The 2,256-nt window shown below is 73.3% G+C and carries 3 protein-coding genes; 1 reads left to right on the forward strand and 2 read right to left on the reverse strand.

Going from position 1 to position 2,256, the window contains the following annotated elements; translation table 11 throughout:
• Nucleotides 1-162: 162 nt before the first annotated feature.
• Together FGF04_RS38880 and FGF04_RS38885 are read right to left on the reverse strand one after the other, a co-directional pair.
• Nucleotides 163-843 (reverse strand): ThuA domain-containing protein, encoded by a 681-nt coding sequence (locus FGF04_RS38880; protein ID WP_149516107.1) that lies wholly within the window; start codon nt 841-843, stop codon nt 163-165.
• A gap of 51 nt (nt 844-894) precedes the next feature.
• Nucleotides 895-1,557 carry a hypothetical protein gene (locus FGF04_RS38885; protein ID WP_149516108.1) on the reverse strand — a complete coding sequence of 221 codons (663 nt, stop codon included), beginning with the start codon at nt 1,555-1,557 and terminating at the stop codon, nt 895-897.
• A gap of 72 nt (nt 1,558-1,629) precedes the next feature.
• Here FGF04_RS38885 and FGF04_RS38890 point away from each other — a divergent pair, with 72 nt between their 5' ends.
• Nucleotides 1,630-2,040 (forward strand): VOC family protein, encoded by a 411-nt coding sequence (locus FGF04_RS38890; RefSeq protein ID WP_149516109.1) that lies wholly within the window; start codon nt 1,630-1,632, stop codon nt 2,038-2,040.
• Nucleotides 2,041-2,256 lie beyond the last annotated feature (216 nt).

The raw sequence follows: 2,256 nt of genomic DNA on the forward strand, positions 1-2,256 counted from the left end.
GGTCCGGTGGGGGCTGGTCGCGCAGTTCCCCGCGCCCCTAAAAGACTGCGCCGTTCCCCGCGCCCCTGAAAGCCGGAAGCCGCGCCGTTCGCTGTGCCCCTCGAAGAGAACAGACCGCGTCGTTCCCCGCGCCCCTGAAAGATTGCGCCGTTCCCCGCGCCCCTATAGGGCGCTTTGGGTTGCCCAGGTTATGGCGCCCAGGAGGTGGGTGCGGAAGTCGGGGTTTTCGTAGGCCTCGGGGGCGTGGCCCAGGGCTGTGTAGAAGGAGCGGCCCCTGCCCTGTTCGTGGCACCAGGCCAGGGGGTGGTCCTCCCCCATCGTGCCTCCCTCGTACGAGGTCTCGTCGGCCGAGAGCAGGACGCGTACCGAACCCCGGGGGCTGGCGCGGAAGTCGTACCACTCGTCCGTGAAGTCCCAGACGGGCGGGAGGTGTCGGGTGGAGGGGTGGTCGCGGTCCTCCACCAGCGCCCGGCCCCTCTGGTACGCGGGGTGGCGGGCGAAACGGGCGCCCAGCAGTTCGCCGTAGTAGGGCCAGTCGTACTCCGTGCAGGCCGCCGCGTGCACCCCGACGAAGCCGCCGCCCGCCTCCACGTACGCGGCGAGGTGCTCCCGGCCCGCGGGGGTCAGGACGTCGCCGCTGGTGGAGAGGAAGACGACGGCCGCGTACGGGCCGACCGGGGTGTCGAAGAAGGCGGGGTCCTCCGTCGCGTGGACCGTGAAGCCGTGCGCGGCGCCGAGGGACCGCAGGGCGGCGACGCCGGCCGGGATCGACTCGTGGCGGTAGTCCGTGGTGCGGGTGCAGACGAGGAGCCGGGGGGCGGGGTGCCGGTGCTGTGCTGCCATGGGGCGAGCGTAGGGGGTTCCTTCTGGATCAGCCCGGGTCCGCGACGCGTCTCAGCCCGACGCGCCGACCCCGTTGTCGGGTGCGCCGTCGCCCGCCGGGGGCAGGTCGCCCCGTTCGACCGGTTCGGTCGCCGGGGTCACGGGCGCCGGGGGCAGGAGCGCGGCCAGTTCCGCGGCGTCGGGGCGGTGGACCGCCTCCGCCGCGTCGCGCAGGGCGGCGCGGTCCAGGCGGTCCGCGTCGCCGACGAGCCGGACGACGTGGCCGTCGCGCGGCACCAGGTACTCGTGCCGGTCCGCCCCGCCGCGGTACCAGAGGCCGCCGTCGCGTTCGCAGGTGGTCTTCCGCGCCGAGGCGTCCTGGGCGGGGCCCGCCGTGGGGCAGCCCTTCGCCGTCCGCGTGTCCCGGTCCACGAACATCTCCAGCTGGGCGTGGGTCTTCGGGTTGAAGTACGCCGCGTGGAAGCCGTCGTCCCCGAACACGCCCACCGACTGTTCGGCGACGGTGAATCCGGGCGCCTCGGTGACGTACACCATCTCCGGTGCCACTCCCAACGCCTCGGCTCGGGAGGCCAGTTCGGCGGGGTCGGCCGCGGCGCCCGTTCCCGAGGCGGTCCCCGTTCCCGTTCCCGCCCCCGCGTCCGCCTTCTCCGTGCCGCACGCGACAAGGAGGAACGGGAGGAGGAGCAGCGGGAGGGTGCGTATGGGACGGGGCATGACCGCCATCCTGCCGCATGGGCGTCCGATTTCTTCAAGACTTGTGGCCGCCGGTGTTCCTACGGTGGTCCCATGACTTCACCAACGACTCCCCGCTTCGACCTCGTCGGTCTCGTCGTCTCCGACCTGGCCGCCTCGCTCGCCTTCTACCGCCGGCTCGGCCTGGAGTTCCCCGAGGGGGCCGAGAGCGCGCCGCACGTCGAGGCGGAGCTGCCGGGCGGGCTGCGGCTCGCGCTCGACACGGAGGAGACGATCCGCTCGTTCCGTCCGGGCTGGCAGCCGCCGGTGGGTGGGGGGCGCATCGGGCTGGCCTTCCTGTGCGACGGTCCGGCCGGCGTGGACGCGACGTACGAGGAGCTGGTGGCCGCGGGGTACGAGGGTGAGCTGAAGCCGTTCGACGCGCCGTGGGGGATGCGGTACGCGGTGGTGCAGGACCCGGACGGGAACGGGGTCGACCTCTTCGCCCGGGCCGACGGGGTGTGACACCGGCTCCGTATGAACCTGCGGGAGCGTCTTGGTTGCTCGCGCCGTTCCCCGCGCCCCTTACAGGGCGCGTCATCGGCACCGTATGAACCTGCGGGAGCGTTTCGGTTGCCCGCGCCGTTCCCCGCGCCCCTTACAGGGCGCGTCATCGGCACCGTATGAACCTGCGGGAGCGTTTCGGTTGCCCGCGCCGTTCCCCGCGCCCCTTACAGGGCG

The organism is Streptomyces apricus, assembly GCF_008369065.1.
Taxonomy (GTDB): domain Bacteria; phylum Actinomycetota; class Actinomycetes; order Streptomycetales; family Streptomycetaceae; genus Streptomyces; species Streptomyces apricus.

Bases quoted from the DNA above. Each gene is read 5' to 3' on its own strand.
- FGF04_RS38890 (WP_149516109.1), top strand. From the start codon at position 1,630: ATGACTTCACCAACGACTCCCCGCTTCGACCTCGTCGGTCTCGTCGTC.
- FGF04_RS38885 (WP_149516108.1), bottom strand. From the start codon at position 1,557: ATGCCCCGTCCCATACGCACCCTCCCGCTGCTCCTCCTCCCGTTCCTC.
- FGF04_RS38880 (WP_149516107.1), bottom strand. From the start codon at position 843: ATGGCAGCACAGCACCGGCACCCCGCCCCCCGGCTCCTCGTCTGCACC.